Source organism: Streptomyces sp. NPDC001415 (genome assembly GCF_053597395.1).
On record NZ_JBSFIE010000016.1, the window covers coordinates 158,692 to 183,975 of the forward strand.

General features: G+C 72.6%; 20 protein-coding genes. 5 read left to right on the top strand and 15 right to left on the bottom strand.

Annotated elements, in window-relative coordinates:
- Positions 1-50: 50 nt before the first annotated feature.
- The gene (paaK, locus tag ACWC2B_RS22435; protein ID WP_450719212.1) at positions 51-1,343 is read left to right on the top strand and encodes a phenylacetate--CoA ligase PaaK; all 1,293 of its coding nucleotides are present in this window, start codon (positions 51-53) and stop codon (positions 1,341-1,343) included.
- 82 nt (positions 1,344-1,425) lie between these two features.
- On the opposite strand, the gene ACWC2B_RS22440 is transcribed toward paaK, so the two are convergent.
- From ACWC2B_RS22440 to ACWC2B_RS22455, 4 genes are all read right to left on the bottom strand, one after another.
- The gene (locus ACWC2B_RS22440) at positions 1,426-2,916 is read right to left on the bottom strand and encodes an acyl-CoA synthetase (protein ID WP_450719214.1); all 1,491 of its coding nucleotides are present in this window, start codon (positions 2,914-2,916) and stop codon (positions 1,426-1,428) included.
- A gap of 70 nt (positions 2,917-2,986) precedes the next feature.
- Positions 2,987-3,844, bottom strand: coding sequence for an RNA polymerase sigma-70 factor (locus ACWC2B_RS22445; protein ID WP_450719216.1), 858 nt, complete (start codon positions 3,842-3,844; stop codon positions 2,987-2,989).
- A gap of 188 nt (positions 3,845-4,032) precedes the next feature.
- The gene (locus tag ACWC2B_RS22450; RefSeq protein WP_450719218.1) at positions 4,033-5,571 is read right to left on the bottom strand and encodes an acyl-CoA synthetase; all 1,539 of its coding nucleotides are present in this window, start codon (positions 5,569-5,571) and stop codon (positions 4,033-4,035) included.
- Positions 5,568-6,677 (bottom strand): NAD(P)H-dependent flavin oxidoreductase, encoded by a 1,110-nt coding sequence (locus ACWC2B_RS22455; RefSeq protein ID WP_450719220.1) that lies wholly within the window; start codon positions 6,675-6,677, stop codon positions 5,568-5,570. The genes ACWC2B_RS22450 and ACWC2B_RS22455 overlap by 4 nt, the downstream gene beginning before the upstream one ends.
- A gap of 305 nt (positions 6,678-6,982) precedes the next feature.
- Between ACWC2B_RS22455 and ACWC2B_RS22460 the strand changes: the two genes are divergently transcribed.
- Positions 6,983-8,701: a serine hydrolase gene (locus tag ACWC2B_RS22460; RefSeq protein WP_450719264.1), complete on the top strand. Its 1,719-nt coding sequence runs from the start codon at positions 6,983-6,985 to the stop codon at positions 8,699-8,701.
- A gap of 26 nt (positions 8,702-8,727) precedes the next feature.
- Here ACWC2B_RS22460 and ACWC2B_RS22465 read toward each other — a convergent pair whose 3' ends face one another.
- The 4 genes from ACWC2B_RS22465 to ACWC2B_RS22480 all read right to left on the bottom strand — a co-directional run bounded on the left by ACWC2B_RS22465 (position 8,728) and on the right by ACWC2B_RS22480 (position 14,805).
- A complete protein-coding gene (locus ACWC2B_RS22465) occupies positions 8,728-10,293 on the bottom strand; it encodes a phytoene desaturase family protein (RefSeq protein WP_450719222.1) in 1,566 nt (521 codons plus the stop codon).
- Positions 10,294-10,415: 122 nt separating this feature from the next.
- Complete coding sequence (locus ACWC2B_RS22470; protein ID WP_450719224.1) at positions 10,416-12,614, bottom strand: tetratricopeptide repeat protein; 2,199 nt, start codon at positions 12,612-12,614, stop codon at positions 10,416-10,418.
- An 18-nt stretch (positions 12,615-12,632) separates the two neighbouring features.
- Positions 12,633-13,523: an oxygenase MpaB family protein gene (locus tag ACWC2B_RS22475; protein ID WP_450719226.1), complete on the bottom strand. Its 891-nt coding sequence runs from the start codon at positions 13,521-13,523 to the stop codon at positions 12,633-12,635.
- A 91-nt stretch (positions 13,524-13,614) separates the two neighbouring features.
- Positions 13,615-14,805 (bottom strand): acyl-CoA dehydrogenase family protein, encoded by a 1,191-nt coding sequence (locus ACWC2B_RS22480; protein ID WP_450719228.1) that lies wholly within the window; start codon positions 14,803-14,805, stop codon positions 13,615-13,617.
- A gap of 247 nt (positions 14,806-15,052) precedes the next feature.
- On the opposite strand from ACWC2B_RS22480, the gene ACWC2B_RS22485 reads away from it, so the two are divergent.
- Positions 15,053-15,451 (top strand): CBS domain-containing protein, encoded by a 399-nt coding sequence (locus ACWC2B_RS22485; RefSeq protein WP_450719266.1) that lies wholly within the window; start codon positions 15,053-15,055, stop codon positions 15,449-15,451.
- A gap of 203 nt (positions 15,452-15,654) precedes the next feature.
- Positions 15,655-15,855 (top strand): hypothetical protein, encoded by a 201-nt coding sequence (locus tag ACWC2B_RS22490; protein WP_450719230.1) that lies wholly within the window; start codon positions 15,655-15,657, stop codon positions 15,853-15,855.
- A gap of 57 nt (positions 15,856-15,912) precedes the next feature.
- Here the strand turns inward: ACWC2B_RS22490 and rho are convergent, their stop codons facing one another.
- The 7 genes from rho to ACWC2B_RS22525 form a co-directional block, all read right to left on the bottom strand.
- Positions 15,913-17,040, bottom strand: a complete 1,128-nt coding sequence (gene rho / locus ACWC2B_RS22495; protein WP_450719232.1) for a transcription termination factor Rho — start codon at positions 17,038-17,040, stop codon at positions 15,913-15,915.
- A 343-nt stretch (positions 17,041-17,383) separates the two neighbouring features.
- Positions 17,384-18,760 carry a DUF2252 domain-containing protein gene (locus ACWC2B_RS22500; protein ID WP_450719234.1) on the bottom strand — a complete coding sequence of 459 codons (1,377 nt, stop codon included), beginning with the start codon at positions 18,758-18,760 and terminating at the stop codon, positions 17,384-17,386.
- 246 nt (positions 18,761-19,006) lie between these two features.
- The gene (locus ACWC2B_RS22505; RefSeq protein ID WP_450719236.1) at positions 19,007-19,888 is read right to left on the bottom strand and encodes a carboxymuconolactone decarboxylase family protein; all 882 of its coding nucleotides are present in this window, start codon (positions 19,886-19,888) and stop codon (positions 19,007-19,009) included.
- A 169-nt stretch (positions 19,889-20,057) separates the two neighbouring features.
- Positions 20,058-21,608 carry a phosphatase PAP2 family protein gene (locus ACWC2B_RS22510; RefSeq protein ID WP_450719238.1) on the bottom strand — a complete coding sequence of 517 codons (1,551 nt, stop codon included), beginning with the start codon at positions 21,606-21,608 and terminating at the stop codon, positions 20,058-20,060.
- 69 nt (positions 21,609-21,677) lie between these two features.
- Positions 21,678-22,055, bottom strand: a complete 378-nt coding sequence (locus ACWC2B_RS22515; RefSeq protein WP_450719240.1) for a DUF488 domain-containing protein — start codon at positions 22,053-22,055, stop codon at positions 21,678-21,680.
- A 140-nt stretch (positions 22,056-22,195) separates the two neighbouring features.
- Complete coding sequence (locus ACWC2B_RS22520; RefSeq protein WP_450719242.1) at positions 22,196-23,332, bottom strand: hypothetical protein; 1,137 nt, start codon at positions 23,330-23,332, stop codon at positions 22,196-22,198.
- Between the two features lie 194 nt (positions 23,333-23,526).
- Positions 23,527-24,483 carry a TIGR01777 family oxidoreductase gene (locus tag ACWC2B_RS22525; RefSeq protein ID WP_450719244.1) on the bottom strand — a complete coding sequence of 319 codons (957 nt, stop codon included), beginning with the start codon at positions 24,481-24,483 and terminating at the stop codon, positions 23,527-23,529.
- 183 nt (positions 24,484-24,666) lie between these two features.
- Between ACWC2B_RS22525 and ACWC2B_RS22530 the strand changes: the two genes are divergently transcribed.
- Positions 24,667-25,176: a DUF5709 domain-containing protein gene (locus ACWC2B_RS22530; protein ID WP_450719246.1), complete on the top strand. Its 510-nt coding sequence runs from the start codon at positions 24,667-24,669 to the stop codon at positions 25,174-25,176.
- Positions 25,177-25,284: the final 108 nt, after the last annotated feature.

Consider the following 25,284-nt stretch of genomic DNA (forward strand, 5'->3'; position numbering starts at 1 on the left):
GTCCGATTTCGTCGCCCCATCCGGGGCGGAGCGAGGACGGGAGCGCACCCATGGCAGCGGAGCTGGACGAGGCGGAGCGGCTGAACCGGCCGGAGCTCGAAGCCCTGCAGCTCGACCGGCTGCGCGCCTCACTGCGCCATGCGTACGACAACGTCGGGTTCTACCGGGAGGCCTTCGACAAGGCCGGCGTCCACCCGGAGGACTGCCACTCGCTCGCGGACCTCGCCCGTTTCCCGTTCACCGCCAAGTCCGATCTGCGCGACCACTACCCGTTCGCGATGTTCGCGGTCCCCGAGACCGACATCCGCCGCATCCACGCCTCCAGCGGTACGACGGGCCGCCCGACCGTCGTCGGCTACACCCAGCGGGACCTGGACACCTGGGCGGACGTGGTGGCCCGCTCGATCCGCGCGGCGGGCGGGCGGCCCGGCCACAAGGTCCATGTGGCGTACGGATACGGCCTGTTCACCGGGGGCCTCGGCGCGCACTACGGTGCCGAGCGGCTCGGCTGTACGGTGATTCCCGCCTCCGGCGGCATGACGGCCCGTCAGGTCCAGCTCATCCAGGACTTCCGGCCCGAGATCATCATGGTGACCCCGTCCTACATGCTGACGCTGCTCGACGAGTTCGAGCGCCAGGGCGTCGACCCCCGCGGCACCTCGCTCAAGGTCGGCATCTTCGGGGCCGAGCCGTGGACGGAGGAGATGCGCCGCGAGATCGAGGAGCGGTTCGCGATCGACGCGGTGGACATCTACGGGCTCTCGGAGGTGATGGGCCCGGGTGTCGCGGCCGAGTGCGTGGAGACCAAGGACGGGCTCCACATTTGGGAGGACCACTTCTACCCGGAGATCGTGGACCCGCTGACCGGCGAGGTCCTGCCGGACGGGGAGCGGGGCGAGCTCGTCTTCACCTCGCTGACCAAAGAAGCCATGCCGGTGATCCGTTACCGGACGCGGGACCTGACGCGGCTGCTGCCCGGCACGGCCCGGGTCTTCCGCCGGATGGAGAAGGTGACCGGGCGCAGTGACGACCTGGTCATCCTGCGCGGGGTGAACCTCTTCCCCACCCAGATCGAGGAGATCGTGCTGGCCACGCCCGGCCTCGCCCCGCACTTCCAGCTGCGGCTGACCCGTGAGGGCCGGCTCGACGCGCTGACGGTGCGGGTGGAGGCCCGGGCGGACACACCGCCGGAGCGGCGCGAGGCCGCGGCGCGCTCGATCGTCGCGGCGGTCAAGGACGGGATCGGTGTCTCCGTGGAGGTGGAGATCGTCGATCCCGAGACCATCGAGCGCTCGGTGGGCAAGTTCAAGAGGATCGTGGATCTGCGGCCGGGGCGCGCCTGAGAGCCCTTGCGTGCCAGGCGCCGCGGACCCGGGCGGGGTGGAGACACAGGCTCTGACCCCGATGCGCCCCGGCGACGGGATGTCACGCGAACCGGTCGCGGAGCTCCCGCTTCAGGATCTTCCCGCTCGCGTTCCGCGGCAGCTCGTCCACGAACAGGATCCGCTTGGGGGCCTTGAAGTGGGCGAGCAACTCCCGTGCGTGGTCGATGAGTTGGACCTCGGTCACCTCGTCGCGCCGTACGACGAAAGCCGTGACCGCCTCGATCCAGCGCTCGTCGGGCAGGCCCACGACGGCGGCCTCGGCGACCGCCGGGTGGGTGTACAGCGCGTCCTCGACCTGGCGCGAGGCGATCAGTACGCCTCCGGAGTTGATGACGTCCTTGACCCGGTCGACGACGGTGAAGTAGCCCTCGCCGTCGCGCACCGCGAGGTCGCCGGAGTGGAACCAGCCGTCGCGGAAGGCGTCCTCGGTCTCGGCGGGCTTGTCCCAGTAGCCCTCGCACAACTGCGGGGAGCGGTAGACCACTTCGCCCGCCGTTCCGTCGGGCACCTCCTTGCCGTTCTCGTCGACCACCCTCGCCTCGACGAAAAGGACGGGCCGCCCGCACGAGTCCATCCGCCCCTCGTGCTCCTCGGGACCGAGCACGGTGGCGAGCGGGCCGATCTCGCTCTGCCCGAAGCAGTTGTAGAACGCGAGCCCCGGCAGCCGCTCGCGCAGCCGCTCCAGGACCGGCACCGGCATGATCGAGGCACCGTAGTACGCCTTGCGCAGCCCGCTCAGATCGCGTGTGGCGAACTCGGGATGGCCCGCGAGGCCGATCCACACCGTGGGCGGCGCGAACAGCGAGTCGGCGCGGCCCGCCTCCACCAGGTCGAAGATCCGTACCGCGTCCGGCGCGTCCAGGATGGTGTTCTCCGCGCCCACCGCGAGATAGGGCAGCAGGAAGACGTGCATCTGCGCCGAGTGGTAGAGCGGCAGCGAGTGCACGGGCCGGTCGCTCCCGCGCAGGTCGAGCGCCGTGATGGCGGAGACGTACTCGTGGACGAGGGCACGGTGGGTCATCATCGCGCCCTTGGGGAGCGCTGTGGTGCCCGAGGTGTAGAGCAGCTGGACCACGTCGCGCTGCCCGTCGTTGGGCTCGTACGGGAGCGGCTCGGCCAGGGCCGCGAGGAGCGAGCCCTCGCCGTCGCGCAGGGCAAGCACCGGGAGGCCGTCGGGCACCCGGTCGGCGAGCGCGGGGTCGGCGAGCACGAGGGCGGCGCCGGACTGTTCCAGGATGTACGCCAGGTCCTCGCCGGTGAGGTGCTGGTTGACCGGCACATGGATGTACCCGGCTCGGGCGCAGGCGAGGAACGCGATGAGGTACGCGTCCGAGTTGTGGCCGTAGGTGGCGACCCGGTCGCCCTTGTCCAGCCCTTGGGAGGTGAGGAAGGCGGCCGCGGTGGAGACGGCCGCGTCCAGTTCGGCATAGCTCCAGGCGCGGTCCGCGTACCGGACGGCGGTGCGGTCGGGAGTGCGGCGGGCGCTGCGGCGCACGATGCCGTCGACGGTGCTGCTGCGTACCTCTTCCATGGCTGGATCCTGGGTGGCCCGTCCGGCGGGGTCAAGACGTGGCCGGCTTTCCCCGCCGAACGGCGTGTCCCTAGGACGGCAGGTGGGTGAGCTTGTCGGGGTTGCGGATGGTGTAGATGGCGTCGATGAGCCCGTCGCGGAAGGCGACCAGGCCGATCTGGCGCTGGCCGGCCGCGGTGATGGACAGGGCCGGGCCGCCGTTGATGTCGATGACCTCGAAGCTCTCCAGCTCGTACCGGTTGAGCAGGCCGGTGATGAAGGCGAGCACCTTCTTGCGGCCCATGACGGGGCGCAGCGCGGCCCTGACCTTGCCGCCGCCGTCGCTCCAGGCCACGACGTCCTCGGCGAGCAGGTCGGCGAGCGCGCTCAGGTCGCCGCCCGCGGCCGCTTCGAGGAAGCGGCTGAGCAGCTTGGCGTGTTCGTCGTCGGACAGCGGGAAGCGGTCGCGGCCGGCGGCCAGGTGACGGCCGGCCCTGCTGAACATCTGGCGGCAGTTGGCGACGCTCGCGTCGACGATGGACGCGATCTCCTCGTACGGCAGTTGGAAGGCCTCGCGCAGTACGAACACGGCGCGCTCCGGCGGCGAGAGACGTTCCATGAGGTGGACGGTGGCGTAGGCGACGGTGTCGCGCAGCTCGGCCGTGTCCAGCGGGCCGAGCGCGTCGGTGGCGACGGGCTCGGGCAGCCACGGCCCGACGTACGCCTCGCGGGTCACCCGCGCCGAGCGAAGCTGATCGATGGCGAGCCGCGATACGACGGTGATGAGGAAGCCGCGCGCGTCCCTGACCTCGGCCCGGTCGACCCGGCTCCAGCGCAGATAGGCGTCCTGGACGACGTCCTCGGCGTCCCACACGGAGCCGAGCAGCCGGTAGGCGAGCCCGAGCAGCACCTGCCGGTGGTCCTCGAACTCCTCGGCGTGTTCCGTCATGACGTGTGCCACCTCCCCGTACGGTGCCGTCGGCTCGTGCCCCGGCGGCTGCCGCGTCATTCAACTCGACGGCGTGCCGGGGCGCCAGCGGGCCCGGGCAGGTGTCCGCCGGGTCACATCGCGCGCGGGGAACTGCGCGCCCAGCCCCATCGGCCCGCGGATGAAACACTCCACTTCCCGCGGAGCGCTCAGTGGCCTTCCCAGTACGGTTCGCGCAGCCGCCGCTTGTAGAGCTTGCCGTTCGGGTCGCGCGGCATCGTCTCGATGAAGTCGACGGTCCTGGGGCGCTTGTATCCGGCCAACCGGCCTGCGCAGTGGGCGAGTATCTCGGTGGCGAGGGCGTCGCCCGCCTCGTGTCCCTCGGCCACTTCGACGACGGCCTTCACCTCCTCGCCCCAGTCGGCGTGCGGGATGCCGAAGGCCGCGGCGTCCGCGACGGCCGGGTGGGTCAGCAGCGCGGCCTCGATCTCGGCCGGGTAGATGTTGACACCGCCCGAGATGATCATGTCGATCTTGCGGTCGCGGAGGAAGAGGTAGCCGTCCTCGTCGAGGTAGCCGAGGTCGCCGACGGTGAAGAAGTCGCCGATGCGGTTCTTCCGCGTCTTGCTCTCGTCCTTGTGGTAGCTGAAGCCGCCGGTCGACATCTTCATGTAGACGGTGCCCAACTCGCCTGCGGGAAGGCGGACTTGGTCGTCGTCGAAGACCGCCAGCTCGCTGATGGGCCAGGCCTTTCCGACCGTGCCGGGCCTCTTCAGCCAGTCCTCGGCGGTCGCGAAGGCACCGCCGCCCTCGCTGGCCGCGTAGTACTCCTCGACGCAGCTCCCCCACCAGTCGATCATGGCGCGTTTGGCGTGGTCGGGGCAGGGCGCGGCGCCGTGGATGGCGTGCCGCATCGAGGAGACGTCGTACCGCGCCTTCACCTCGTCGGGCAGCGAGAGCAGCCGGTGGAACTGGGTCGGCACCATGTGGGTGTGGGTGCAGGCGTGTTCGTCGATGAGGCGCAGCATGTCCTCGGGCGTCCACTTGTCCATGAGGACGACGCGGTGCCCGATGTGCAGGGAGGCGCCCGCGAATTGGAGGACCGCCGTGTGGTAGAGCGGCGAGCACACCAGGTGGACGTTGTCGTCGAACGGCTTGATGCCGAAGATGGCGAGGAATCCGCCGAGGTACGTCTCCTCCGGCGGCTTTCCGGGCAGCGGGCGCCGGATGCCGCGTGGGCGTCCGGTGGTGCCGGAGGTGTAGTTCATGACCCAGCCGAGCGTGCGGTCCGACGGCGCCGACTCCGGCTGCCCGTCCAGGAGTTGGGCGTACGGCGAGAAGCCCGCGATCGTGCCGACGGCGTAGCGGTGGGATGCGGGCAGCTTCGCCTCGTCGGCGGCGGCGGTGGCCGCGTCGGCGAACCGCTCGTGCGCGATGAGGACCTTGGCGCCCGAGTCGGAGACGATCCAGGCGATCTCCGGGCCGACCAGATGGTGGTTGACGGGCACGAGGTAGAAGCCGGCCTGGGAGGCGGCGAGATAGGCCGTGAAGAACTCGACTCCGTTGGGCAGCACCACCGCGAAGGCGTCGCCGCGCTCCAGGCCCGCGGCCCGCAGGCCGTGCACGAGTTGGTTGACGGCGCCGTGCAGGCGGCCCGCCGTCCACTGTTCGCCGTCCGGGGCGACGAGGACCGGACGGTCGGGGTCGGCGGCTGCCTGGGCCCAGAAGCCGTTGGGCGGCTGGTTCATCGGGCGTCCCTCCCGGCGATGCGGTTGATGCGGTCGATGGCACGCTCGAAGCCGCGCGTGAGCTCGTCGAAGGTTTCCTGGACGCTGCGTTCGGCGGTCATCTTCCCGACGATCTGGCCGACTGGGGTGCCGAGCAGCGGCTCCACCTCGTACTTCTGGATGCGGGACACGGCCTCGGCGACCAGCAGGCCCTGGAGCGGCATGGGCAGGGTGCCGGGTCCGGCCGGGTCGTCCCAGGCGTCGGTCCATTCGGTACGGAGCTGACGGGCGGGCTTTCCGGTGAGCGCGCGGGAGCGGACGGTGTCGCCGGAGCCGGCCGCGAGGAGCTTGCGGGTGAGCGCGCGGGAGTGGAGTTCGGCCTCGGTGGTGGTGAGCCAGAGCGAGCCGAGCCACACGCCCTGGGCGCCGAGCGCGAGCCCCGCGGCGATCTGCTCGCCGCTGCCGATGCCCCCGGCCGCCAGGACCGGCAACGGACCGACGGCGTCGACGACTTCGGGCACGAGCACCATGGTGGCGATCTCCCCGGTGTGCCCGCCGGCCTCGTAGCCCTGGGCCACGACGATGTCGATGCCCGCGTCCGCGTGGTGACGGGCGTGCCGCGCGCTGCCCGCGAGCGCGGCGACGAGCACGCCGTTGTCGTGGGCGCGCCGGACCACGTCGGCGGGTGGTGAACCGAGCGCGTTGGCAAGAAGCTTGATCGGGTAGTCGAAGGCGACGTCGAGCTGGCCCCGGGCCACCTGCTCCATCCAGCCGGTGATGCGCCAGCCGGACGCCTCGCCCTCGGCGAGTTCGGGCACCCCGTGTTTGGCGAGGGTGTCCCGCACGAACTGCCGGTGCCCCTCGGGGATCATGGCCTCGACCTCCGCCTCGCCGACCCCCTCGACCTTCTTGGCGGGCATCACCACGTCGAGCCCGTACGGCAGCCCGTCGGTGTGCTCCTGCATCCAGTCGAGGTCGCGCGCGAGGTCGTCGGGCGCCGTGTAGCGGACCGCGCCGAGCACACCGAATCCGCCGGCCCGGGTGATGGCCGCGGCCACCGCCGGGAACGGCGTGAAGCCGAAGACGGCGTGCTCGACTCCCAGTTTCTTGCTCAGCTCCGTCTGCATGGGGCGCAGGATGCCGCAGCCGGGGCGACGAGGGAAGAGATTTTCTGATGCTGCGTCAGATTCTTTGCCGTGTGCTGTCACGACTCGCCGCCTCATTGACACGGGCAGGTCGACGGAAGAAAGTTTCCGGTGTCTGGCGTGATCACGAAAGATACTTTCGCCATGTCGGAAACGGCGTGGAACCCGCGTGGAGCCGGCGTCGTGAACCGCGTCGGGAAGGCGCCTCGGAAAGGCGCGCAGGAAAGGGTGCGGCAGTGGCCGAGGAAGTCCGGGGCGTCAGCAGGCGACGGCTGGCCGGTGCGGCCATGGCTCTGGGAGGTGCGCTGGTGGTGGGCTCGTCGCCGGGCGGGGAGGCGATCGCGGCAGGGCGCGGCCGGACGCTGCGGCGTGGGTCCGCCCAGCAGGCCGGGCTGCTGCCCGAGCACCTGGACCGCCTCGTCGCGGACGCGGAGAAGTTCCTCGGCCCCTCCCCCGAGCACCCCTGGTACGCGGGCGCCGTGCTGCTCGCGGGACGCGGCGGCACGGTGGCGCTGCACCACCCCATCGGCAGCGCGGTGCGCTACGCGGCGTACGACGAGAAGCGCGACCGGGCCGTGGAGTTCCCGCGGGAGCGGCGGATCGCGGCGGCCGAGGACACGGTGTACGACCTCGCCTCGCTCTCCAAGCTGTTCACCTCACTGCTCGCCGTCCAGCAGATCGAGCGCGGCGCGCTGGGCCTCGACCGCACGGTCGCCTCGTACCTGCCCGAGTTCGGGGCAGCGGGCAAACAGGCCGTCACCGTACGGCAGTTGCTCACCCACACCTCGGGGTTCCGGTCCTGGATGCCGCTGTACGGGGCGCCGACGTACGAGGAGAAGCTGAAGCTCATCTGGAACGAGCCCCCGGCGAGCCCGCCCGGCAGCACCTACCTCTACTCCGACCTCAATCTGATCTCCCTCCAACTGGTCCTGGAGAAGATCACCGAACGCCCGCTGGATGCACTGCTCCACGACGAGATCACTGCTCCACTCGGGATGCACCGCACTCGCTACAACCCGCCCGCCTCCTGGAAGCCGGGGATCGCGGCGACCGAGGACGCCCGCAAGCCGTGGTCGGGGATCGACCGGGGCCTGGTGTGGGGCGGGGTCCACGACGAGAACGCGTACTGCCTCGGCGGCGTCGCGGGCCACGCCGGGGTCTTCTCCCGCGCCTGGGACCTCGCGATCCTCGCCCGTACGCTGCTGAACGGCGGCGCCTACGGCCGGACCCGGATCCTGACCCCCGCCTCCGTGGACCTGCTGTTCAGGGACTTCAACACGGCCTTCCCCGGCCATGAGCACGGGCTCGGGTTCGAGCTCTACCAGCACTGGTACATGGGCGCGATGGCGACACCGCGCAGCGCGGGGCACACCGGGTTCACCGGCACCAGCATCGTCATCGACCCGAGCACCGACACGTTTCTCGTGCTGCTCGCCAACTCCGTTCATCCGGTGCGCACTTGGCGCTCCGGGTCCGCGCCGCGCGTGGCGGCGGGCAACGCGCTGGCGCGAGCCGTCGCGGTCCGTCCCGCGCACGGCGGGACGTCCTGGTTCGCGGGCATGGCGCGCGGGACGAGCGCCACGCTCACCTTGCCCGAGCTGTCCGTCGCCTCCGACCGCACCCGGCTCAGCTGTTCCCTGTGGTGGGACACCGAGCCGGGCGTGGGGGTCGTCGCCCTGGAGGCCTCGGCGGACTCGGGGTCCGCATGGCGGCCCGTGCCGTTCACGACCGTACGCCCGGGAGAAGGGGCCGTGGAGCACCCGGCCGGGTCGGTGACGGGGTGGTCAGGGCGGGTCTGGCACGAGGCGACGGCGGACCTGGCGGCCTGGCGCGGCCGGCCGGTGCGGCTGCGCTGGCGGTACACGACGGGCCCGCTGTACGTCGGCCGAGGCGTGTACGTCGACGGGCTGCGGGTCGCCGAGGAGCGGCGGGTGCTCTTCGACGAGGCGCGGGGGGACGACGCCGCCAGGATCGAGGCGGCGGGTTGGGAGAAGTCTCCCGACTGACCTGATGGACAGGGGGGTTGAGAAGATCAGCGGCCCAGCACCGCCATCGCCGCGTTGTGGCCCGGGATGCCGCTCACGCCGCCGCCGCGTACGGCGCCCGCCCCGCACAGCCATACGTTCGCGAGGCCGGTTTCGACGCCCCAGCGGCCCGTGGAATCGTCGGCGTAGGGGAAGGCGAGGGGGCGGTGGAAGATGTTGCCGCCGGGCAGCCGCAGGTCGCGTTCCAGGTCGAGGGGGGTCTTCGCCTCGATGCAGGGGCGGCCGTCCGCGTCCGGGGCCAGGCAGTCCCCGAGCGGTTCGTCGAGGTGGGCGTCCAGCTGAGCGAGGGTCGCGGCGAGCAGTTGCTCGCGCGCCTTGTCGTTGTCGCCGGCGAACAGACGGGCCGGGGTGTGCAGGCCGAACAGGGTGAGGGTCTGGTAGCCCCGGGACGCGAGTTCGGGGCCGAGGATCGAGGGGTCGGTCAGCGAGTGGCAGTAGATCTCCGAGGGCGGGGCGGACGGCAGCTCCCCGCGCGCGGCCTCGGCGTACGCGGTCGCCAACTGGCCGTATCCCTCGGCGATGTGGAAGGTTCCGGCGAAGGCCTCGCGGGGGTCGACGGAGGTGTCCCGGAGCCGGGGCAGCCGCTTGAGCAGCATGTTGACCTTCAGCTGGGCGCCCTCGGCGCGCTCGGGCGGGGTGTCGCCGACGAGCTCGGCCAGGGCCTGCGGCGAGGCGTTCACCAGGACGTGGCGGGCGGCCACCGTGCCGGCTGCCTCGCTCGTGGCGTACGAGACCTCGGCCTCGGTGCCGTCGGTACGGATCGCGGTCGCCTCGTGCCCGGTGGCGATCTCCGCACCGGCCGCCCGCGCGGCCTCGGCGAGGGCGTCGGTGAGTGCGCCCATGCCGCCGACGGGTACGTCCCAGTCGCCGGTGCCCTGGCCGATCACGTGGTAGAGGAAGCAGCGGTTCTGGGCGAGCGAGGGGTCGTGGGCGTCGGCGAACGTGCCGATGAGGGCGTCGGTGAGGACGACACCGCGGACGAGGTCGTCGGTGAAGCGGTCCTCCACGGCGACGCCGATGGGCTCCTCGAAGAGCATCCGCCACGCCGCGTCGTCCGCGACCCGCTCCCGCAGCGCGGCCGCGGTGGGCAGGGGCTCGGTGAGGGTGGGGAAGACCCGTTCGGCGACCTGGCGGGTGGTCTCGTAGAAGGCCTGCCAGGCTCTGAACTCGGCGTCGGATCCGGTCAGTCGGCGGAAGGAGGCGGCGGTACGGTCTTGGCCGCCGCCGACCAGGAGGCCGCCGGGGCGCCCGTCGCGCACGGTCGGCGTGTAGGAGGACACCGTGCGCTTGCGGACCGTGAAGTCGAGCCCGAGATCGTCGACGATCTTCTTGGGCAGCAGCGAGACCAGGTAGGAGTAGCGCGAGAGCCGGGCGTCCACGCCCGCGAAGGGGCGGGTCGAGACGGCGGCGCCGCCGGTGTGGCCGAGCCGTTCGAGGACGAGGACGGACTTGCCGGCGCGGGCGAGGTAGGCGGCGGCGACCAGGCCGTTGTGGCCGCCTCCGACGATGACGGCGTCGTACAGGTCACGGGCGAACGCGGTGCGTGCGGGCATGCCTCTTGGTAACACGGGATGATCGCCGGGGGAACCCGTCCCGGGCCGGACGGGACGGCCGCCGGCCTCGGTGCGCGGGTCCGAACGGCGGCTTGCTCCGGGCGGGGTTCAGACACAGGCTCTCAGTGCCCGCTGCCGCCGCGCTGCCGCAGGGCCGCCACCTTGCGGTACAGCTCCACCGCCTCCGGCCCCCGGCCGAGCTGTTCCAGGCACTGGGCCTCGTCGTTGCGGGCGGCCAGTGCGTCCGGGTGGGCCGCACCCAGGACCCGCTCGCGGGACTCGGCGATGTGGCGGTAGACGGCCAGCGCCTCGGGCCAGCGGCCCAGCCAGCCGAGGCCCACGGCGATCTCGCGGCGGCTGATCAGGGTGTCGGGGTGGTCGGGGCCGTGCACCCGCTCGCGCAGGGCGCACACCTCGCGCGCCTCCTGGAGGGCCTCCTCCCAGCGCGCGAGCCGCCCGAGGTTGACACCGAGGCCGTGCCGGGCGCGCAGCGTCTCCGGGTCCTCGGGGCCGCTGACCCGCAGCCGGTCCTCGACGAGGTCGCGGTACAGCTCCAGGGCCTCTGGGCTGCGGCCGAGCCGGCCGAGGCCGACGCCGATCTCGTAGCGGGCGGCGAGGGTGTCCGCATGGTCGGAGCCGAGCGCCGCGGCCCGCCCCCGGGCGACCTCGCGGCAGATGGCCAGCGCCTCGATCCAGCGCCCCAACAGGCCGAGCACGTAGGCCACTTCGTACTGCGTGGCCAGCGTTTCGGGGTGCCCAGCGCCGAGCACCCGGGTCCGGGCGGCGACCACGTCCTGGGCCATGGTGCGGGAGTCCTCCAGGCGGCCGAGCCGGCCGAGGACGACGGCGAGGTCGTGCCGGCAGCGCAGGGTGTCCGGGGCGTCGGGACCCTGGGTGCGCTCGCGGGCCGCGAGGACCGTCGCGTACAGCTGGTGCGCCTCGAAGTGGCGGCCGAGCCGGCCGAGGACGTACGCGGTCTCCTGGCGCGCGTCCAGGGTGCCGGGGTGGTCGGGCCGGAGCGAGCGGGCTCTGCCGCCGGTGGCCTTGCCGAGCTCGCGCAGCGCGTCGGCCGCGCGGCCCGTCCGGGTGAGCGCGAAGCCCGCTTCGTAGTGGCTGGAGAGCGTGTCGGGGTGGTCGGGGCCGAGGACGTGGGCGCGTTCGGCGGCGACCGCCCGGTGGGCCTCGGCCGCCTCCGCCCACCGGCCGAGGCGACCTGTCTTGAGCGCCGCTTCGTGGCGCTCGTTCAGGTCGGCGAGGACTTCCGGCGGCGGGGTCGGCCGGTCCGCGTCCTGCGGGGTGGGGGCGTGCGGGGTGGTCCATTCGCCGGTGAGGCCCGCGGTGGGGTCGGGCGCCATGGCCGGGGTGAACGTGCGGGTCGCCTTGTGGCCGGTGGTCATGCCCCTGGTCCAGGAGGGGAGCCGGGGCGCGTGGCGCGGGGGCAGCGGTACGGGGTCGGCGAGGGGACGCGGCGCACCTCGGCCCGCGGCCAGCATGCGCCCCAACTCCCTTGCGTCTTCGGGGCGTTGACCGGGTTCCTTCGCCAGCAGATCGAGCACGGCCCGTTCGAGGAACTCGGGCAGTTCGGCGCGGTGCTCGCGGGGCGGCCGGGGCGGGGTGTCCCGGTGGCCGACGAGCACCGCCCAGGCGTCGTCCAGGTCGAACGGCGGCGCGCCGGTGCACAGCTCGTAGAGCACGCAGCCCAGCGAGTAGAGGTCGCTGCGGTGGTCGACCTCGACGCCGCCGATCTGTTCGGGCGACATGTAGTGCGGGGTGCCCATGGCGATGCCGGTGCCGGTGAGGCGGCTGGTGACGCCGATGTCGGCGCCGAGCCGGGCGATGCCGAAGTCGCAGATCTTCACGGTGCCGTCGTCGAGCCGCATGATGTTGGCGGGCTTCAAGTCCCGGTGGACGATGCCCTGTTGATGCGTGTAGGCGAGGGCCGCCGCGACCTGTTCGCCGATGTCCACGACGTCCGGCACCGGCAGCGGATGCTGCTTGTTGTCGTCCAGGAGCTGGCTCAGGTTGCGGCCTTCGAGCAGTTCCATGACGAGGTAGAGCCCGCCCTCGTACTCCCCGAAGTCGTGGACGACGGTGACGCCGCGGTGCTGGAGCGCGGCGGCGACCCGGCCCTCGCGCCGGAAGCGCTCGCGGAGCACCCGCGTGAACGACTCCTCGTGGCCCGGCGCCAGCGGTCTGAGCAGTTTCACCGCGACGTGCCGCTCCAGCGATTCGTCGCGGGCGCGCCACACCTCTCCCATGCCGCCGCGCCCGATCAGGTCGAGCAGCCGGTAGCGGCCGTGGATCAGTCTGGTGTCCGCCATCCGATGCCGCCGCCCCCGTCACTGACCATGCGCCCTCCCCGGCCCGTCCAGTATGGCGGCCTGTCTGCGGAGTTTGTACGGGGCGGGCCGGGAGTCGGGTCCGAGCCGGGCCACCGCCTTGAGGATGTGCCGGGGCGGAAGCTGCCAGCGCACGGTCGCGGGGATGCGGCGCAGGGCCGTTCCGGTGATCGTGAGTCGGCGGTTCACGGTGCGCTCGGCGGGGGCGGGCCGCCCGTAGAGCTCCTGGGCGTACGGGGGCAGGGAGGCGTAGGCGAGGCGGGCCACGCGCCGCCACACCAGCTCGCGCGCCGGAATCAGGAGCGGATGGACGGGCGGCCGCCGCAGAAAGTCGTCGACGTCCCGCGCGTCGGCGGTGACCGCGAGCTCGGGCCGTACGGAGTCGAAGTAGGCGGCAAGATCGGCCACGGTGCCGGGCACGCCCGCCGGGTCGAGGCCCACCAGGCGGGCGTCCACCCGGTGTTCGCCGACGTACCGGTCGGCCTGGGCGTCACTCAGCCGGAACCCCGAGCGCCGCACGACCCCGAGATAGCTGTCGATCTCGGCGCAGTGCACCCACAGGAGCAGCTCGGGGTCGTCGATCCCGAACCGCTCCCCCGTCCCGGGATCGTCCGCCTTGAGCAGGGCGTGGATGCGCCGCACCCGGGCGCCGGCCTGCTCGGCCGCCTCCTTCGTGCCGTACGAGAGCGTCCCGACGAAGTTGGCGGTGCGCATCAGCCGTCCCCAGGCGTCCCTGCGGAAGTCGGAGTTCTGCATGACCCCGCGCACGGCGCGCGGGTGCAGCGCCTGGAGGTAGAGCGCCCGGACCCCCGCGACCCACATCATGGGGTCGCTGTGCAGCTGCCATGTGACCGATTCGGGGCCGAAGTAGCCCGGGTCGGCGTCCGCCATCCGCCACCTCCGGTGGGTGTGCGCTCAGGGCCGGGCGTGCCTGTCACATCTGAAGGTTAGTCGGTGCCTCGGCCCGGGGGTACGGGTCGCGCTACCGCCGCACCCGGGGCATCCCCAGGCCGATCCAAGCGATGATCTCCCGCTGGATCTCGTTGTTCCCACCCCCGAACGTGAAGATCACCGCCGAGCGGTAGCCGCGTTCCAGTTCGCCGTGCAGGACTGTTCCCGACGAGCCCTCCTTCATCGGGGCGGCCGCCGCGACGATCTCCATGAGGGAGGCGTAGGCGTCCCTGCGGGCTTCCGAGCCGTACACCTTGACGGCCGAGGCGTCCTGGGGGGTGAGGGTGCCTTCCTGGACGGCGTTGACCATCTGCCAGTTCAGCAGCTTCATCGCGTCCAGGCGGGTGTGGGTGCGGGCCAGGTTCTTGCGCACCCAGCCCAGGTCGATGACGCGGCGGCCGTCGGCGAGTTTGGTGTCGGCGGCCCAGCGTTGGACGTCGTGCAGGGCGCGGATCGCCATCGTGCCGTGCGCCGCGAGGGTGACCCGCTCGTGGTTCAGCTGGTTGGTGATCAGGCGCCAGCCCTTGTTCTCCTCGCCGACCCGGCGCGACGCGGGAACGCGGATGTTCTCGTAGTAGCTGGCGGTGGTGTCGTGCGAGGCGAGCGTGTTGATCAGGGTGCAGCTGTAGCCGGGGTCGGAGGTCGGGACGAGGAGCATGGTGATGCCCTTGTGCGCGGGGGCGTCCGGGTCGGTGCGGACGGCGAGCCACACCCAGTCGGCCGTGTCCCCGTTCGTGGTCCAGATCTTCTGCCCGTTCACTGTGTAGGTGCCGGTGTCCGCGTCGCCCTCGCGCACCGCACGCGTCTTCAGGGCCGCGAGGTCCGTACCCGCGTCCGGCTCGCTGTAGCCGATCGCGAAGTCGATCTCGCCGGAGAGGATCTTCGGCAGGAAGTACGCCTTCTGCTCCTGGGTGCCGAACTGCATGATCGTCGGGCCGACCGTGTTCAGTGCCATCAGCGGCAGTGGGACCCCGGCCTGGGCGGCCTCGTCGAAGAAGATGAACTGCTCCATCGGGCTCAGCCCGCGCCCTCCGTACTCCTCGGGCCAGCCCACCCCCAGCCAGCCGTCCCCGCCGAGCCGCCGCACGGTCTCGCGGTAGAACCGCTTCTGCGCGGCCGGGTCGGCGTACCGGGCGTGGACGTCGTCCGGCACGAGACCGGCGAAGTAGGTCCGCAGCTCGGTGCGCAACTGCTGCTGCTCAGGCGTGTATTCGAGGTGCACGGCCCCTCCAGGACGGTCGCGGTACGGCGGCGCACACAGTAGAACGTGTTCCAAGAATCTGGAAGGGGAGCCGCCGCCCTCTTGCGCGCACCGCCCGGCGGACCCCGGGGCCCGGACACCCGATCGGCGTCGAGCGGTCGCCGGAGGCGGGGGTGTGCGGTGAGCATGGCCGAGGCGTGTGCGTCGACTCCGTACACCTTCCGCACCTGACCCGGAGGCCCCCGTGACCACCACTGCCCGTGACCTGATGACGGCGGACGTACGCTGCGTCGCCGCATCCGAAACCCTCGACCGGGCCGCCCAGTTGATGCGCGACCACGAGATCGGCGCGCTGCCGGTCAAGGGCAGCGACGGCGAGCTGGCGGGCATCGTGACCGACCGGGACATCGTCGTGAAGGCGCTGGCCGCGGGGAAGGACGCCTCGAAGGTGACCGCGGGCGACCTCGCGGAGGGCGGCGTGCACACCGTCGACGCCGGCGCGGACGCCGCCCTCGCGGTCAGGGCGATGAGCGAGGCACGGATCCGCCGGATCGTGGTGGTCGAGGACGGCACGCCGGTCGGGATGATCACCGAGGCGGACCTGGCGCGCAAGCTCACCGCGGAGGCCTTCTCGTCGTACGCGGGCCGGGTCTACGCGACCCCCTGAGCCGTGCGGCGTACTGGGCCGGGAGCCCTGAACGTACGGTGTACGGCTCGTGGCGGCACGCGAGCCGGGCGAGCCCCTGAATCGCGGCGCAGAGGGGCCGGGGCGGTCTCCGTGCCGTGGTGCGGGCGGGCCGTGTGGGCCGGATGCGGTCCGGGTAGGCGGGGGCGAGAATGGTGCATTACCGGAGAGACGTAGGAGGCGGCATGAACGAGCAGTCCGATTCCAGCCCGCAGCGCGACCTCGTGACCCCCGATGCCCTGCTGCACACGGGATCCGGGGGCGAGGTCACCGCCGAGGACCTGGTGCTCGCGTCCGGGCGGGACGTCACCCCGCAGAACCTGGCCTGGGCCGAGCGCAAGCTGGCCGCGGAGGGGCCGGCCGCCCTGGACAAGCTGCTCCCCTGAAGATCCCCGACGAGCGACGGCTCCTGACGGCGGCCGAGCCCCGGGGTGCGGACACTTTCAGGCGGTGAGCCGGACCTGCCGCAGGAAGGCGGCGTTGTCGGGTGTCTGGCGGAGCTTGTCGAGCAGCGCGTCGAGTGCGCCGTGCGGGTCCTGATGGTGCAGCGCCCGGCGCAGTGCGCGTACGGCGGTCAACTCGCCCTGGTTCAGGAGGAGTTCCTCGCGTCGGGTCCCGGAGGGGGTGACGTCGACGGCCGGGAACAGTCGCTTGTCGGCGAGAGTGCGGGCGAGCCGGAGTTCCATGTTGCCGGTGGACTTGAGCTCCTCGAAGAAGTAGTCGTCGCCCCGCGATCCGGTCTCCACCAGGGCGGTCGCGAGGATGGTGAGGGAGCCGGCCTCCTCGGTGAGCCGCGCGGCGCCGAACAGCCGCTTGGGGCCCTGCAGCGCGGCCGCGTCGACCCCGCCGCTGAGGGTGCGTCCGCCGGGTCCGGCGGCGTTGTTGTGGGCGCGGCACAGCCGGGTGAGCGAGTCGAGGAGCACGACGACGTCGCGGCCCTGCTCGACCAGGCGCTTGGCGCGCTCGATGGCGAGTTCCGCGAGCGCGATGTGCTCCTTCGGCGGCCGGTCGAAGGTGGAGGCCAGCACCTCACCGTGGACCGAGCGCCGCATGTCGGTGACCTCTTCGGGCCGTTCGTCGACCAGGACCACCATCAGATGGCACTCGGGGTGGTTGTGGGCGATCGCCTGGGCCAACTCCTTGAGCAGGACGGTCTTCCCGGTCTTCGGCGGGGCCACGATGAGGCCGCGCTGGCCCTTGCCGACGGGTGCGACGAGGTCGACGACGCGGCCGGCGAGCCGGTCGGGCCGGGTTTCGAGGCGCAGCCGTTCACGCGGGTGCAGCGGGGTGAGGTCGGCGAAGTGCGGCCGGTGGCGCAGCGCTTCGACGGGCCGGCCGTTGACCCGTACGACATGCTCGGGCCTCGGGCCTTCGCATTCGATGAAGTCGCCGCTGCGCAGGGCGAGTTGGCGGATGAGGGCGGGCGGGACTTTCACGTCGCCCGGGGCGGGTGTGCAGCCGGCGGTCCGGATGCGGCCCTGCCCGCCGGTGAGGTCGAGGACGCCGGCGAGCGGGGCCTCGATGGGGTGGTCGTGGTGGATGGTTCGGGGGTGTTCGAGCGTGCTGAGCACAGGAGGGTCCCTTCGCGCGACGGGGCGCAGGAGAAGTCCGGGCCGTACGGCGGCCGGGAGGGGAACAGCGGGGGCCGCGCTGGAGGCGGCGCCGGGAGGAAACGAGCACGGACGCCGCGAAGAAGGGGCGTACACACGTGCTGCTTGCAGAGTAGCACCCTCGGTGCCGACGGGGTCGAATGACGTCCGGCGCCGGGGCTTTCCGGCTCAACTCCCCATCCAGGAAGGCGACATGACCATCGCGTGATCGGCGATCGGCGATCGACGACGGGATCCTCCGGCTGTGGTTCACGCCGGCGCCCGGGCCCGGGCGAGGTCGAGACACAGGCTCTGGCCCGGCGGGTCAGATGCCGGTGACAGCCTCGATCGTGCCGTCGGCCACGGCCGCCACCAGGGCGGCGTGGTCGGCGGCGTTCTGCTGGGCGTAGCGCACCGCGAACGTGGCGACGGCCCGCTCGAAGGCGTCGGAGCCCCCGAGGTAGGCGGCGATCGCGATGCGGTCGCCGGACCGCGCGTGGGCGCGCGCCAGGGCGGTCCCGCACAGGCCCGCGTACGCGCCCAGGACCTGCGGGGACATCCCGTCGAGGTCGACGGAGCCCTTCATGTCGCGGAGCTGGCGCCAGTAGAAGTGCCGCCCCCGCGGGCCGGTCATCCAGCCGAGGAAGATGTCACCGGCGGCCTGCATCAGGCGCTGCCCGGCGACCACCCGGTGTCCGTGGTGGGGGTGGGCCACGCCGGGCAGATACGGTTCGAGCACCGACCGCTCGGCCTCCTTGATCTGGAGGAACAGCGGATCGGCCGCGTCCCTGCCCTCCAGGAGCACGATGTAGCAGCGGGTGCCGACACTGCCCACCCCGACGACCTTGCGGGCCGCGTCCACGAACCGGTACCGGTCGAGCAGGACGCGCCGTTCCTCGGCGAGCGACGAGCGGTAGTCGCTGAAGACCTTCCGCAGTGCCACCAGGTCGGGGGCGGCGACCGGGTCGAGCAGCGGCGGGTCGTCGATGATGCGGCGCCGCCCCTCGCGGATCTCGGTGAGCAGGGCGAGGGCTCGCAGGCTGGTGCGGCCGCGCGCCCTGGCCAGGCCCGCCTCGACCGCCTTGTGGCCGCCGGTGCGGCGGACCATGCGCACGATGTCCCGGGTGTCGATGTGCTCGTACCAGACGTCGAGCTCGCCTCGGGTGGCGAGCCTGCGCACCCCTCGGCGGTACGCCTCCGCCGCGGCCAGTGCCGAGCCGCGGACGTCGGCGTCCGGGTGCCCGTTCTCACGGGCGGCGACGGCAGCGCTGGCGGCGAGCCGCTTGACGTCCCATTCGAAGGGGCCGGGGCAGGTCTCGTCGAAGTCGTTGACGTCGAACAGAAGGGCCCGCTCGGGCGAGGCGAACACGCCGAAGTTCAACAGGTGGGCGTCGCCGCAGAGCTGGACGGTCAGGCCGGTGTTCTCCTGCGCGGCGAGGTCGGCGGCCATCACCGCGGGCGCCCCGCGCAGGAAGCGGAACGCGCTCTGGGCCATCCGCCCGTACCGGATCGGCACCAGCTCGGGCACCCGCGTCCGGGCCTGTTCCGCGAGGACGGCCAGCGGGTCGGGCCGGTCGGCGCCCGGGATCCACCGACCGTGCGCGGAGCGGGAGAGCCGCTTGCGGGCGGCACGTCCGCGCCGCGCCCGCTCGTCGGGACTCATCGCGGGCCGCGCGGCGGGGCTCGGGCTCGGGCTCGTCATGGAGGCACACCCTCCGGCATTCGGTCCGGGGCGGGCGGTGGTCGGGAACGTGGTGCCGGTTCTGTCGGTCTTCGGGTTCCTTGACCTCCTCGGGGCGTACGACTTCTGCCCGCATTCGAGCGTATCCAGGGTCGGCGACCACGGCACCTGCTGCGTCGGCCACCCTGTGGCGCCCCCAGGGGCGCGGGGCGCTCACAGCCTGTGACTGAACCCCGCCCGGGCCCGCGACGCCTGGCACACAGGCTCTCAGCCGGCCTGCCCCTTCGCCGCACCGCCGGAGGCGCCCCGCGCCTCGAAGACCTCCCGCGCCGCGGTGATGCCGTTGAGCGCGGCGGGGAAGCCCGCGTAGCCCGCCATCTGCGTGATGACCTCGACGACCTCCTCTCGGGTGCCACCCACGTTGAGCAGGCCGTTGATGTGGACGCGCAGTTGCGGCGCGGCCGTGCCGAGGGCGGTGCACATGGCGACGCTGGCCAGTTCGCGCGACTTGAGGTCCAGCGCGGAGCGGGAGTAGATGTCCCCGAAGGCGAACTCGACGATGTAGCGCATCAGATCGGGCGCGATGTCCCGCATCGAGGCGACGACCTGGTCACCCGCGTGCCCGTCGACCTCGGCGAGCTTGGCGAGCCCTCGCTCGTACCGGTCGCCCGGCAGCGGCTCGGTGTCGACCGGGGTCGCGGCGACGTCGGGGCGGGCCTCGAAGACCTCGCGGGCGGCGCCGATGCCGTTGAGCGCGGCGGGGAAGCCCGCGTACACGGCGGTGTGGATGAGGATCTCGACCACCTCGGCCGGGCTGACCCCGACGTTGAGCGCGCCGTCGATGTGGAAGCGCAGCTGGGGGGCCGCGTTGCCCATGGCGGCCAGCGCGCCGACGGTGGCGATCTGCCGCTGGCGCAGGGTGAGTCCGGGGCGGGACAGGACATCGCCGTATCCGAAGGCGACGGTCATGCGGCCGAGGTCGGGTGCGATGTCGGCCAGGCTGTCCAGGACGGCCGGGTTCTCCTGGCCGCCGACGATACGCAGCACGGCGAGCCCGCGCTCGAACCGCTCGTCGGTGGTCTCCGTGCCCTGGGCGTTCGCCGCGGTCGGGGCGTTCACTGCGTTCTTGGCGTTCTCTGCGCTGTTCATGTCCCAGACGCTACGAGTTGGAGCACGCTCTAACGCAAGCGGCCGTGCGAACCCGGTGTGCGGGCGGACGCCCGGCGGAACACATCACCCGTAATCCGCGCCACCGGAGTTGGAAGCTCCGGCCCGGAAGTCGACGAACTCCCTTGTCCAGCACGGCAGTTGCATGGATTCAAGGGGTCGTCTTCGCTCCGGTCGCGGTGGCTCCGGCGGCGATCGCGGCTGTCGCGGTGCGGGCCCGCTGGGCGATCTCGTCCTGGGGTTCGGCGGGGCTGTAGACGACGAGCGCCCGGTCCGCCTTGTCGAGGAGCAGGGCGTCCGGCGCGGCCGCGGTCTCCCCGTCGTACGCGAGGGTGTTGACCTCGTCGAGACCGGTGAGCCGCACCGACCGCACGCGTTCGGCGCGGTAGACGTGCGAGCGGCGCAGCGCGCCCGCGAGCGCGGAGACGGCGAGGCGGGTGCGGGCGAGCGGTGCCTCGGCGTCGACGGTGCGCAGGTCCAGGAGGCCCTCGTCGAGGCGGGGCCGGTGCGAGGGGGCGAGCCCGTCGGGCTGGTAGTGGCCGTTGCCCGCGAACAGCAGCCACAGCTCCCGCGGGCAGCCGTCGATGCGCAGGCGTACGGGGGTGGCGGTGCGCAGCACCCGGACGAGGGCGATGGCGGCGGCCGGCCACTTGCCGATCCGGTCCTCCATGCCTTCGCGCATCCGGACCAGATCCGGGTAGAGGCCGATGCTGAACGTGTTGAGGAAGGCCGCGACGCCGTTGCCCGTGTCGTCGCGCACCCGGGCCAGGTCGACGCGGATCGCCTCGCCGTGTTCGACGGCGTACGCGGTGTCCTCGAAGGCGGCGACTCCGGCGTCGAGGGCGAAGTGGTTGAGGGTGCCGCCGGGGAACACCGCGAGGGCGAGCCCGGCGCGGGCGGCGCGTTCGCAGGCCGCGTTCACGGTGCCGTCGCCGCCGCACACGCCGAGCACTCCGGCGAGTTCGCCCGCCCGGGCGACGGCCTCATCCAGCAGCGCGCCCAGGTCGTCGCCCGGCCCGCGTTCGACGATCTCGGCCTCGGGCAGCAGCAGCCTCAGGTGGTCCGGCGCGGGCAGGCGGCCCGGAACGCCTTTGCCGGAGCCGCCGTTGACGACCACGACGAGGCCTTGGCCCCGTTGCAGCGCGGGCGCCGCGGCGCGGGTGTGCAGGGGGTGTACGGGCTGCGGCCGGGGAGGCCACCAGTAGCAGGTGACGGCGGCCGCGGCCATGCCGAGCGCGCAGCCCGCCAGCACGTCGCCGGGGTAGTGGACGCCGACGTAGACGCGGGAGAACGCCACGGCCGCAGCGACGGGGGCGACCAGCGCCCCGTACCGGGTGGATTCCAGCGCCACGCCGGTCGCGAAGGCGGCGGCCGAGGCGGAGTGCCCGGAGGGGAACGAGGTGCTGCTCGGGATCTTCGCCAGGCGCCGCACGAGCGGTACCGCGTCAATGACGGGGCGCCTGCGCCGGGTCGCGTACTTGGCGGCGGTGTTGGTGGTGAGCGAGGCCAGCGCCAGGGCGCCGATCCCGCGCCGGGCGGCGCGGCGGGCCGTGGGTCCGCCGACCACGGTGAGCGCGGCCGCCGCGGCGAACCACAGCCGCCCGTGGTTGGCGGCGTGACTGAGACGGGGCAGCACCTGCTCGGCGCCGGCCAGCTTCGCGGTGGCCACCCGCTCGAACCAGCGGCGGTCGATCGCACTCATCCGGGACACCCGGGACATCGGTGACATGCCCCCTGCCTAGCCCGGATGACGATCGCCCGCCCGCCGGACTCACCCGGACGGGCGGCCCCGCTCCAGGACTGCCACCAGCGTCGGCACATGGCTGTGGTCGATGTCCTTCGCGGCGGTCACCAGGGTGACGGTGCGGCCCTTGGCCAGGTCGCGCAGCCGGTCGAGCGCCTCGCTCTGTTCGGGCCCGGCCAGTTCGGCCTCGTACCGCTCCTGGAACTCGGCGTAGCGCGTGCGGTCCTCGTGGTACCAGCGGCGCAGTTCCGTCGAGGGGGTGAGCTCCTTGGGCCACTCGTCGACGGCCGCGCGCTCTTTGGACAGGCCCCTGGGCCACAGCCGGTCCACCAGGACGCGTACCCCGTCGCCGTCCTCGGGCGGGTCGTAGACGCGGCGGACCCGCATCGTGCGCTTTGCCGGCATCGGTGCCTCCCAGGGTGTCGCCTTCCCCGCACTGTCAGCCCAACCCTGCCAACAGCGCACGGGTGCCGCGACCGACGCCGAGGGCGGCCCGATCGTCTCGGGCCGCCCTGGGAGCCTGTGCCGGATGCTGAGGTGCGGCGTCAGACGCCGACGGCCTCTTCGATCTCCTCTTCCTCCGCTTCGGCCCCTGAGGCCTCTTCGGCGCGGGCGGCTGCCACTGCGGCGGGCGGCGCCACCTCCACCGTGGCCGGCGCCGCGGCCCCTGCCCGGCGGCGTTCGGCCAGTCCCGCGAGCGCCATCACGGCGAGGCCGAGGACCAGCCAGGCGGCGAGCGCCCACACGTTGCGGGTGAGGCCGTGGCCGTCGAAGTAGACCAGGTCGCGGATGCCCTCGACGAGGCCCGCGCCGTTCCAGAAGGCGTGCAGGCCGCCGAAGAAGCCGTTCTGCAGCTCGGGCCTGAACAGGCCGCCGGAGCTCGTGAAGTTGAGCATCACGAAGAGCACCATCACGGCGAGCGTGGTCCAGCGCTTGAGGAAGGTGTGGAGCCCGACGCCGAGGAAGAGGATGCCCGCCGAGTACAGCCAGGACATCGCCCACACGCCCCACAGGCCGTGGTCGACCAGGTGGAACAGCGGCCCCGCGAAGGCCGCGCCGATCAACGAGACCGCGAAGGAGACCCCGGTCACCAGCGCCGCCCGCATCTTCAGGGAGAGCCCGGCCCCGGCGGCGCCGAGAGCCGCGACGGAGGCGTAACTGCCGATGCTCACGGCGATGAGCAGGAAGAAGATGCCCGACCCTGTCGGGTCGTCGGAGTCCGGCGGTACGACGTCGGTGACCTTCAGGGGGACGCCCTGGGCGGTGGCCACCGGGGTGAAGACCTTCGTTACCGCGGTGGCGCTCATGTCGGAGCCGGCCGAGGCGACGATGAGCTCGGGCGCCTTCGCGTTCAGGACGTAGGCGCCGGTGATGTCCCGGTGCTTGAGCTGGTCGACGGCGGTGGCTCGGTCGGCGACGGTGCGGACGTCGAGCTTGTCGCCCGCCTCGTCCTTCACCGTCTGCGCGAACACCTTGGCCTCGGGGCCCGCCCCGACGACCGCGACCGGCAGGTGGTGCGGCTCGGGGGTGGCGAACGCCCCCAGGTAGGCGAGTCCCATGCCGAGGCACATCAGCAGCGGGGTGATCAGATGTGTGAGGACGTGCCGCAGCGCGGGATTCGACGGCGCCGTACGCGCGTCGCCCGGCGCGGCGACCCGTCCGGCCTTGTGGCCTCCGGACATGACAGGACCCTTCTGATCGGACCCGCGGTCGGGACGGCCGCGAACCCAATGGTTGGCTTTTACAACTCCTATGAGTTGTACTATACAAGTATCTCCTTCGGGAAGCCACCCCAGTGGCGTTCGTGAGGAAGCCCTGCCAAGCGCCGGCCGGGACAAACCAGGGCGCGGCTCGGCCAAGTGCCGGTCAGGACAGGCTAGTTGGGGCCACGGCGCCCGGCCCGCACCCGCCGGACCAGGTCGGCGGCCGCCCCCGCCCACTCCGCGTGCTCGAAGGTGAACCCCGCCTCCAGAAGGCGCCCCGGCACCACCCGCCGGCTCTTCAACAGCAACTCCGTGTCCGAGCGCAGCGCGAACGCGCCCAGCTCGGCCATCCACTTCGTGGCGGGCAGCCCCACCGGGACACCCCAGGCGCCGCGCAGGGCGCGCATGAAGGCCCGCTGCGGAAGCGGGGCGGGGGCCACCAGGTTCACGGGGCCGCTGAGGTCCTCGCGCTCGACGAGGAACTCGACCGCCCGCACGAAGTCGCGGTCGTGGATCCAGGACACGTACTGCCGACCGCCCGCGACCGGCCCGCCGAGGCCGAGCCGCGCCATCTTCAGGAGGACGTCGAAGACGCCCTCGCGGTCAGGGCTCATGACCATCGCGGAGCGCAGGGCGACCTTGCGGGTGCCCGGCGTCCGGGCCCGCTCCTGGGCCGCCTCCCACGCCTTGGCGATCTCGACACTGAACCCCCAGTAGTCGGGGACGTCCGGCTCGGCACCGCCCACCAGGCCGGTCGCCTCGTCGTTGGCCGCGTCGAAGCGGTGGGCGTACACGGTCGCGGTGCTCATCTGGAGCCACACCTTCGGGGGCCGCGCGGCGGCGGCGATCGCCTCGCCCACGATCTGGGCGGAGCGCACCCGCGAGTCCATCATGGCTCGCAGGTTGGCCTCGGTGTAGCGGCAGCTCACGCTGCGGCCCGCCAGGTTGATCACGACGTCGCTGCCGTCGACGGCCTCGGCCCACGCGCCGAGCGTCTCGCCGTCCCAGCCCACCTCGCGCTCGCGGCGCGGCCGCCGCGTCAGGATCACGACGTCGTGGCCCGCGGCGGTCAGCGCCCGGTCCAGGATCGCGCCGACCTGCCCGGTTCCGCCGGGAATCACTATCCTCATCGCGCCCCCTCGATATGAGCACGACCCTAACAGTCAGAGTTGAACGCGTTCAAAGTGGCCCTGCGGTCACCCGGGTGGCTCGCGTGCGGTGGTGGCGGGACGGTGGGCGAGCCGAGACTGGAGGCGGCTGCCGGATCCGACCGAGCGGCGTGCGAGCCACTGGTCGCAACCCAGGAGGTAGCCGTGGTCGACAGTGAGGCGTGGGGGGACGACGTCTATCAGCCCGACGGCTCCGAGGTGCAGGACGACGAGGGCATCCTGAGCGCCGAGGACACCCTGGACGACGGTCCGGCCGATCCCCTCGACGTGGGCTATTCACCGCCGGAACGGCCCTGGGCCGTGGAGCGCTCCGGGGTGACGGCGGCCGAGCGGCTGCACGGCGAGAGCCTCGATCAGCGCCTGGCCGACGAGGTCCCGGAGGTGTCCGACACCGACGGCGACGGCATGGGCGACACCTGGGACACCGACGGCGAGCCGCGCGACAACGAGGTCGGCGGCGCCCGCGCCGGGCGGCTCGTGGCCCCCGACGAGGGCGCGCACCCTGACGAAGAGACCCGGATGCTCGCCAGGGACGTCGGCATCGACGGGGCCGCCTCCTCGGCCGAGGAGGCGGCCATGCACATCGTCGACGAGGACGATCTCAACGACCTCGACGGCTTCGAGGCCCCCGCCCGAATCGAATCCGGCGACTGAGAGCCTGTATCTAAGAGCCTGTGTCTAAACCCCGTCCGGATCAGGCCGGGGCGTCTGGTGCGTGCGATCGCAAGGCGCCGGAAGGTCCTCGTAGCGGAGCTACTAGGG

Coding starts and splice junctions, on each gene's coding strand:
- paaK (WP_450719212.1), top strand. CDS start 51: ATGGCAGCGGAGCTGGACGAGGCGGAGCGGCTGAACCGGCCGGAGCTC.
- ACWC2B_RS22440 (WP_450719214.1), bottom strand. CDS start 2,916: ATGGAAGAGGTACGCAGCAGCACCGTCGACGGCATCGTGCGCCGCAGC.
- ACWC2B_RS22445 (WP_450719216.1), bottom strand. CDS start 3,844: ATGACGGAACACGCCGAGGAGTTCGAGGACCACCGGCAGGTGCTGCTC.
- ACWC2B_RS22450 (WP_450719218.1), bottom strand. CDS start 5,571: ATGAACCAGCCGCCCAACGGCTTCTGGGCCCAGGCAGCCGCCGACCCC.
- ACWC2B_RS22455 (WP_450719220.1), bottom strand. CDS start 6,677: ATGCAGACGGAGCTGAGCAAGAAACTGGGAGTCGAGCACGCCGTCTTC.
- ACWC2B_RS22460 (WP_450719264.1), top strand. CDS start 6,983: ATGGCTCTGGGAGGTGCGCTGGTGGTGGGCTCGTCGCCGGGCGGGGAG.
- ACWC2B_RS22465 (WP_450719222.1), bottom strand. CDS start 10,293: ATGCCCGCACGCACCGCGTTCGCCCGTGACCTGTACGACGCCGTCATC.
- ACWC2B_RS22470 (WP_450719224.1), bottom strand. CDS start 12,614: ATGGCGGACACCAGACTGATCCACGGCCGCTACCGGCTGCTCGACCTG.
- ACWC2B_RS22475 (WP_450719226.1), bottom strand. CDS start 13,523: ATGGCGGACGCCGACCCGGGCTACTTCGGCCCCGAATCGGTCACATGG.
- ACWC2B_RS22485 (WP_450719266.1), top strand. CDS start 15,053: ATGACGGCGGACGTACGCTGCGTCGCCGCATCCGAAACCCTCGACCGG.
- ACWC2B_RS22490 (WP_450719230.1), top strand. CDS start 15,655: ATGAACGAGCAGTCCGATTCCAGCCCGCAGCGCGACCTCGTGACCCCC.
- ACWC2B_RS22500 (WP_450719234.1), bottom strand. CDS start 18,760: ATGACGAGCCCGAGCCCGAGCCCCGCCGCGCGGCCCGCGATGAGTCCC.
- ACWC2B_RS22505 (WP_450719236.1), bottom strand. CDS start 19,888: ATGAACAGCGCAGAGAACGCCAAGAACGCAGTGAACGCCCCGACCGCG.
- ACWC2B_RS22510 (WP_450719238.1), bottom strand. CDS start 21,608: ATGAGTGCGATCGACCGCCGCTGGTTCGAGCGGGTGGCCACCGCGAAG.
- ACWC2B_RS22515 (WP_450719240.1), bottom strand. CDS start 22,055: ATGCCGGCAAAGCGCACGATGCGGGTCCGCCGCGTCTACGACCCGCCC.
- ACWC2B_RS22520 (WP_450719242.1), bottom strand. CDS start 23,332: ATGTCCGGAGGCCACAAGGCCGGACGGGTCGCCGCGCCGGGCGACGCG.
- ACWC2B_RS22525 (WP_450719244.1), bottom strand. CDS start 24,483: ATGAGGATAGTGATTCCCGGCGGAACCGGGCAGGTCGGCGCGATCCTG.